The 7,193-nt window shown below is 62.3% G+C and carries 6 protein-coding genes; 2 read left to right on the forward strand and 4 right to left on the reverse strand.

Annotated elements, in window-relative coordinates:
• The first annotated feature begins 358 nt into the window (after positions 1-358).
• Positions 359-1,333: a LysR family transcriptional regulator gene (locus tag HU764_RS12885; RefSeq protein ID WP_027596803.1), complete on the forward strand. Its 975-nt coding sequence runs from the start codon at positions 359-361 to the stop codon at positions 1,331-1,333.
• 8 nt (positions 1,334-1,341) lie between these two features.
• Here the strand turns inward: HU764_RS12885 and HU764_RS12890 are convergent, their stop codons facing one another.
• Together HU764_RS12890 and hisN are read right to left on the reverse strand one after the other, a co-directional pair.
• Positions 1,342-2,073, reverse strand: coding sequence for a hypothetical protein (locus HU764_RS12890; protein ID WP_027596802.1), 732 nt, complete (start codon positions 2,071-2,073; stop codon positions 1,342-1,344).
• 87 nt (positions 2,074-2,160) lie between these two features.
• Positions 2,161-2,952, reverse strand: coding sequence for a histidinol-phosphatase (gene hisN / locus HU764_RS12895; protein ID WP_085273361.1), 792 nt, complete (start codon positions 2,950-2,952; stop codon positions 2,161-2,163).
• Positions 2,953-3,172: 220 nt separating this feature from the next.
• On the opposite strand from hisN, the gene HU764_RS12900 reads away from it, so the two are divergent.
• A complete protein-coding gene (locus tag HU764_RS12900) occupies positions 3,173-3,817 on the forward strand; it encodes a helix-turn-helix transcriptional regulator (protein WP_186676928.1) in 645 nt (214 codons plus the stop codon).
• Between the two features lie 149 nt (positions 3,818-3,966).
• Here the strand turns inward: HU764_RS12900 and HU764_RS12905 are convergent, their stop codons facing one another.
• Together HU764_RS12905 and macA are read right to left on the reverse strand one after the other, a co-directional pair.
• Complete coding sequence (locus HU764_RS12905) at positions 3,967-5,970, reverse strand: MacB family efflux pump subunit (protein WP_186702582.1); 2,004 nt, start codon at positions 5,968-5,970, stop codon at positions 3,967-3,969.
• A gap of 2 nt (positions 5,971-5,972) precedes the next feature.
• Positions 5,973-7,130: a macrolide transporter subunit MacA gene (macA, locus tag HU764_RS12910; protein ID WP_186702583.1), complete on the reverse strand. Its 1,158-nt coding sequence runs from the start codon at positions 7,128-7,130 to the stop codon at positions 5,973-5,975.
• Positions 7,131-7,193: the final 63 nt, after the last annotated feature.

Here is a 7,193-nt window from a genome sequence, read left to right on the forward strand (position 1 = left end):
TCGCACTGTTCGGTAAGGCGGGTAGATCAGAGCGAGTACGCTTGGCAGTCCGTTCAAGAGCGAACGTGAGTCAACACCGGCACGCAGAAAGTCCTGCTTCAAAAAGTTATTCGACATCGATGTCTCAATGTCGCGCCGTGGGATTTACGTTATGCCTTGGCCCAGGGTGGGTCCAACGACATTTGCAGGGCGCTAATCATTACCTGAAGTTATCAATCAAGGCCTGAACCCCGCCCCGCCCTTTGTAGGAGCAGCCTTGTGCTGCGAAGAGGCCCGCTCATACACTGGTTATGGGATGCCGGTAAGGGCCCTTTCGCAGCACAAGGCTGCTCCTACACAGGACCTGAACCCTACCGACATGGTCAGACACTCCGAACCCGATCAGACCTTGATCAAGATGCCTTCGCTGCGCGCGGTCAAAGTCTTCGTCGCGGCCGCCAAATACCAGAATTTCACCCGTGCCGCCGAGGCCCTGTGCGTCACCCAGGCCGCCGTGAGCCGGCAGATCCGTGAACTGGAAACCTACCTGGGTGCCGAACTGTTTACCCGTGTCGGCCGCGCGGTAGAGCTGACCGTGGCGGGTTCAATCTTCTTCGATGCGGTGCAGTTATCGTTCGTCAACATCTCCCAGGCGGCCGAGCGAATCCGCAGCAACATCAACCCCAAGCACGTGGTTACCCTGTGCTGCTCGCCAGCGTTTGCCGCCCTGTGGCTGGGGCCACGGATGCCGAAGTTCTTCGAGCAAAACCCCGACATCGACATCAACCTGGTGACGACCCAGAACTTCCTGTCGATGGAGCCTGGCGTACGGCCGGACATCTACATCACCAAGCTGGGCAAGATCCAGGCCGGCTACAGCTGCCACCCGCTCAACCATGATGTGGTCTACCCGGTATGCAGCCCGCAATACCTGGCACAGCACCCACAGCTGGCTACCTTGGAAGGGATTCGCGACGGCTCCCTGCTCAACCTCAGCCCCTATGGGCGCTCACAGGTGGCCGAGCACGTCGACTGGAATGTCTGGTTGGCGTTCCATGACGTCGACCTGAAGAGCCGTGCCAGCACGGCGCCGCATTTCTTCAATGCCAATGACTACAACCTGCTGGTGCAGCTTGCCCTGAGTAGCCAGGGCGTGGCATTGGGTTGGCACCACCTGGTGGGCCCGCTGGTGGAGCAAGGCTTGCTGGTGCGGCCGGTCGAACAGCAGTTGGTGCTCAAGGACACCTTCCATTTCCTGGCCTTCAACGAAGACAAGGAACATGACGCCAGTTGCCGACGGTTGCGTGACTGGTTGTTGGCGGAGTTTCAACCGTTGCTGACGGCCGCCACTTAAGGCCCGGGTCACTGCACCGGCAAGAAATTCATCAACAACAGGCTTTGCGCATAATTGAGCCCTATCCGCCGATAGCGCTCGTCCAGCAGCTCTGCCAGCAAATCCAGCCGCGCCACGATCTTGCCGAACTCGACGGCGAAACTCAGGTTGCTGCCCTCCTCCGAAATCTCGTTGGAGAACAGCAACAGCACGCCGTTGGCATCCTGCCGCTGGCTAAGCATCCAGGTGGCTTTCTCGATATTGCGTGCCGCGTTATTGACGAACAGCGGGTCGATGGTGTCCGTCATGTAGAACTCGGTGCGCCCGCCATGGGCGGTAATCAGCATGCTGCCGATGGCATAGATGAACGCGCCGACCCGGTCCCCGCGAAACTCGGGGCTCAGCGCGTAACTCAAGGCGGCAAGGTCGCGGCGATTGCCCAGTTGCGCCAACGGTTGGCGCTGTTCGATGGCTATGCGGATCTGCCGCTCGGCCGTGGCGGCATCGACGTAGCCAGACATTTTCCACTGGTTGGGGTTGCGCAGGTACAGCTTGTTCATCAGCAGGTACAAGCTCTGCAGGTTGTCGCGCATCGACAACGTCGCCAGGCGGTCGACGCTGGTCTGGAACAGCTCGCTGGGCTTGCCGTTGCCGAACTGGCTGACGATGTCACGGCCCTGCTCTTGGGTACAGGCGCACAGGCACGTCAGGGCGCCTGCCAACAGCAGGCCGGGGACTATTCTGGAAGGGCTTGCAACCATCGGCACCGGGTCGATATTCGGCGGCCACACCGGGGATCAGTGCAGCCTGGCCAAGCATAGAGCCCAAGAAACCGAAAAAGTGCGATGTCACATGGCGTGACGCAACATCTCCACTACCTGCGCATGCAACGCCGGGTCACCACAGGCCACCACACACCCACCATGCTGCGCCGAGCTGCCATCCCAGGCCGTGATCACACCGCCCGCCCCTTCGATGATCGGCATCAAGGCCTGCACGTCATACGGCTGCAGGCTCGCCTCCACGATCACATCGACAAAGCCCGACGCCAGCATGCAATAGGCATAGCAGTCGCCGCCGTAACGCATCAGCCGAGCCTTGCCGGCCACGGTCTCGAACGCTGCCTTGCGCGCTGCGGTGTCGAACATGTCCGGGGTGGTGCACATCAGCGTGGCCGAGGCCAGGTCGGCGCAGGCACGGGTTTTCAGCGGCGTGCCACTGCGCCAGGCACCTTCCGGGGTGCCAACGAAGCGTTCGCCGGTAAAAGGCTGGTTCATTACCCCTACCCGCGGACGCGTGCCATCGTTCAAGGCAATCAAGGTGCCCCACAGCGGCAAGCCGGTGATGAACGCGCGGGTACCGTCGATCGGGTCGAGTACCCAGGTCAAGGGGCTGGTGCCCACTGCCACGCCCTGCTCTTCACCCAAAATACCGTGCTCGGGATAGCGCGCCTGGATCAGCGCGCGCATCGCATCTTCAGCCGCCTTGTCGGCCACCGTCACCGGGTCGTACAACCGCCCGCCCTTGTCCTCGACGTCCAGGCTGGCACGGAAATACGGCGTGATCGCCACAGCGGCGGCATCGGCCAACTGCTCGGCAAAGGCGCGGAATTCGCCAATCTGTTCAGCACTCAGGGACATGGGGCAGGCCTCTTGAAGATGATGGGGGCAAGCATCATACCCGACAACCCGCGCCACAGCAGTCGCCTGCCATAGAAGCCATTATTATGCCACTATCGCCACTTCATTTAACCGTCACTCAATCGTTGTACTAGGATACCCATCACCTCCCGAATGCGGCCCAGGATGCGGGCCAACAGCCAGACGGGAAATTGCACCACCGGACCTCATGGACGACACGATGAATTCGCACCTGCTCTACCCACAAATCGGCAAAGTCATTGCCAGCACCGGCAGCCGCCAATTCCCGCGCATGCTGCACGACCTGATCCAGGCCCACCTGACCATCGACGCCACGCACATACGCCTGCTGCCCGTGGCCCCGGCTGGCCCTGAAGCCAACGCGCCCGTGATCAACGAGACCGTATTTTCCTCGGACGTGCAGCCAAGCAGGGACTGCAGCGACCCGTCGCGCTTGCACCTGATTCGCCGCAAAGGCGACGCCCGCTACGAAATCCAGGTGCTGCGCGCTGACTCCGCCTATGGCTTCTCCGCCTTCGAGCGCAACCGCCTGGATGACATCTCGCCCCTGCTGTTGCCGATGCTGGAAAAGCACATCGATGCCCTGCAACCCGCCGCCGAGCGCGCCACGCAAGAGAGCCTCGAACAGCGTTTTCTTGACCGCCTGGCGCAATCGGGGCTGAAGCTGTCCGAACGGGAGCGTCAGGTGTGCCTTGGCCTGCTGGCCGGGCATACCGCACCGGAGCAGGCCGAGCGGCTGGAGTTGAAGGTGAATACGGTCGAAAGCTATTTACGCAGGGCGGCGATCAAGCTGGGTATCAGCGGGCGGCATTCGTTGATGCGCTGGATGTATACGGCAGTTTGATCTTGTAATTCCCGCTTGGGCACGAATCACCGTGTAGGAGCAGCCTTGTGCTGCGAAGAGGCCGGTTATAGCAACGAAGATTCACGGTGTTATCACCGGCCTCTTCGCAGCACAAGGCTGCTCCTACACGGGTTGAGGCACAGGGCACCTCAATCCCGTGCCAGCGCTTCGATCGGGTCAAGCCGGGCCGCGTTGCGCGCTGGCACAAAGCCGAACACCACCCCAATCAACGTCGAACAGGCAAACGCCATCACGATCGACGCCGGTGAGAACACCATCTCCCACTGTTTGACGAACAACTCAAACAGGTAGCCGATGCCGTACGACAAGCCAATACCGACCAACCCGCCAAACAGGCAGACCATCACCGCCTCCACCAGAAACTGCTGACGGATGTCCGACTGCCGTGCCCCCACCGCCATGCGAATGCCGATCTCGCGGGTACGCTCGGTCACCGACACCAGCATGATGTTCATCACCCCGATACCGCCCACCACCAGCGAAATCACCGCGATCAGCGACAGCAGCAGGGTCAGCGAGCGGCTGGTCTTTTGCACGGTCTGCATGATGCTGTCGAGGTTATTGGTGAAAAAGTCCTTGGTGCCATGGCGTTGCAGCATCAGCTTGGTCACCTCCTCTTCGACCCGTTTGCTGGGCACGCCGTCCTTGATGCGCACGCTGATGCTGTCCAAGTGGCGTTGGCCAAGCACGCGGCCAGCAGCAGTCTCGTACGGCACCCAGATATTCAGCTGGTTGCTGGCGACGAACAGGTTCTTGTTCTCGGCGGTGACGCCGATCACCGTGCACGGCAGGTTCCCCACCAGAATCACCTGCCCCAGCGGATCTACGTTGGGGCCGAACAGGCGCTTGCGGGTGTTGTGGTCGATCACCACCACCTGGGCCTGGCGCCTGGCGTCCTCGGCACTGAACACGATACCGGCGGCCAGGGGAATGTTGCGCACCTGGAAGTAGTGTTCGCTGACGCCATTGAGCTGCACATCGACATCGAGGTTGCGGTAGCGCACCAAGGTACTTTGGCCGATCACCGGGGTGGCGCTGTCGACGTAGTACAGCGCGTTGAGCGCCGTGACGTCGGCGGGCACCAGGGTTTCGATGGTCTTCGCCCGGCTGTCTCCGAAGTTGCTGCCCGAATAGATATCGATGGTGTTGCTGCCAATTGCCTGGATGTCCTTGAGCACGTAGCCCTTGGCCCCTTCACCGATGGCCGAGATGGACACCACCGAGGTGATGCCAATGACAATCCCGAGCATGGTCAACAAGGTGCGCATGCGGTGCGAGATCAAAGCGATCCAGGCCATCTTGAAGGCCTCGCGGAACATCCCCAGGCTGGCGACCAGGCGCCTTGCCGGCGAGGCGGCCGGTGCCGGCTCGGCCACCGGGGTGGGCATGGCTGCAGTGCCCGTGCGCCGGTCGCTGACGATCTGACCGTCGCTGACCTCGATGACCCGTTCGGCATGCGCGGCGACCTTGGGGTCGTGGGTCACCAGGATCACCGTGTGCCCGGCTGCGTGCAGCTCCAGCAGAATATTCATCACCTCTTTGCCACTGGCCGTGTCCAGCGCACCGGTCGGCTCGTCGGCGAGGATCACCTGGCCACCGTTCATCAGCGCCCGGCAGATACTCACACGCTGCTGCTGCCCGCCGGACAACTGGCTGGGGCGGTGTTCCAGATGCCCGGCAAGCCCCAAGCGCGTGAGCAGCTCACGTGCCCGGTCGTGGCGTTGCCCGTGCGCAGTGCCGGCATACACTGCTGGAATCTCGACGTTGTGCAGGGCATCCAAGTGCGGCAGCAGGTGGTAGCGCTGGAAGATGAAGCCAAAATGGTCGCGGCGCAGCGCCGCCAGGGCATCGTCGTCCAGCGTGCGCGTCTCTTGCCCGCCGACCTGGTAGCTGCCACTGCTGGCGTTGTCCAGGCAGCCGAGGATATTCATCAGGGTCGACTTGCCGGACCCAGAGGCGCCAATGATCGCCACCAGCTCGCCACTGTGGATCTGCAGGTCGATACCCTTCAGCGCCAGGAACTCGCGGTCGCCGGCCAGAAAACTGCGGCTGACCCCCTGCAGGCGCAACAACGGCTCGCCGTTGTTGCAGGCAACGGCGCTGTGTGCGCTCAGCTCGACATTCATGTTCATGCTCACGCCCCTGCTTCGCCAGACACCGGTTCGCCGATCACCACACGGTCACCTTCGGCCAGGCCATCCTTGATCTGCACTTTGACGTTGTTGTTGATCCCCGCCTGCACGTTGCGCACCTGAGCGAAGCCCTTGGCATCGAGCACCCGCACTGGGAAGCTGCCGTCGCCATTGCGCGCGCCCAGGGCGGCCACCGGCACAGTGAGCACGCCTTCGGCCGTGTCGAGCACGATGTGCACCTGCGCGGTCATCGAGATGCGCAGGCGGTGCTCAGGGTTCGCCACCTCGAACAGGGCGTTGTAAAACACCGCGCCATTGGGTTTCGTGGCGCTGCCATCGCTGTTGTCGGTGCTTTGCGCGTAGTTCTGCGGGGCCGGCTCGGTGCCGCGCAGCTTGGCGTAGTAGCGTTTGTCTTCACCGAGGATGGTGAAGTACACCGGTTGGCCTGGGCTGATGTGGATCACATCGGCTTCCGACACCTGCGCCTTGACGGTCATGGTGTCGAGGTCGGCCAGCTTGAGCAGCACGGGCGCCAACTGGTTGGCGATCACGGTCTGCCCTTCTTGCGTGACGATGCCCACCACATGGCCGTTGATCGGTGCATTGATACGGGTGTAGCCCAGGTTGACCTTGGCCGTGTCGATCTCGACCCGGGCACTCTGGATTTGCGCATCGAGCGAGCGCACGGCGGCCTGCTGCACCTCGTATTCGGACTCGGCGTTCTCGAAGTCCTGGCGCGATACCGATTCGTCGGCCTGCAGTTCGCGATAGCGCTCATACACCCGCCTGGCCTGCTTGAGCTGGGCCAGGCTAGAACGGCGCTCGGCCTGCAATTTGTCCTCGTCGACCTCAGCCTGGCGCAAGGTATTGCGCAGCACCAGCGGGTCGATTTCGGCCAGCCACTGGCCCTCGGTGACTTTGTCACCCAGCTTGACCTTCAATGAGCGCAACTGGCCCGACACCTGGGCGCCGACGTCCACCTGCTTGATGCCCTGCAGCGTGCCGGTGGCCAACACGGCGTTCTCGATATCGCCACGTTCGACCGTGGCGGTGATGTACTGCGGCGGTTTGGCCGGGGCCTGAACGGCATACAGCGTGATGCCGGCGACCAGAGCCACGGCGATGCCGAGGCTGAATTTGCGGAATCTGGACTTTTCCATGAACACTCACTATCTCTCGGGGTTCGCATGACCCGGCCCCAGTGGGGCCGGGAAGGCCCATCT

Source organism: Pseudomonas kermanshahensis, assembly GCF_014269205.2.
GTDB lineage: Bacteria > Pseudomonadota > Gammaproteobacteria > Pseudomonadales > Pseudomonadaceae > Aquipseudomonas > Aquipseudomonas kermanshahensis.

Excerpts from the sequence above, each read along its gene's own strand:
- macA (WP_186702583.1), bottom strand. The coding sequence starts at position 7,130 with ATGGAAAAGTCCAGATTCCGCAAATTCAGCCTCGGCATCGCCGTGGCT.
- HU764_RS12885 (WP_027596803.1), top strand. The coding sequence starts at position 359 with ATGGTCAGACACTCCGAACCCGATCAGACCTTGATCAAGATGCCTTCG.
- HU764_RS12905 (WP_186702582.1), bottom strand. The coding sequence starts at position 5,970 with ATGAACATGAATGTCGAGCTGAGCGCACACAGCGCCGTTGCCTGCAAC.
- HU764_RS12890 (WP_027596802.1), bottom strand. The coding sequence starts at position 2,073 with ATGGTTGCAAGCCCTTCCAGAATAGTCCCCGGCCTGCTGTTGGCAGGC.
- HU764_RS12900 (WP_186676928.1), top strand. The coding sequence starts at position 3,173 with ATGAATTCGCACCTGCTCTACCCACAAATCGGCAAAGTCATTGCCAGC.
- hisN (WP_085273361.1), bottom strand. The coding sequence starts at position 2,952 with ATGTCCCTGAGTGCTGAACAGATTGGCGAATTCCGCGCCTTTGCCGAG.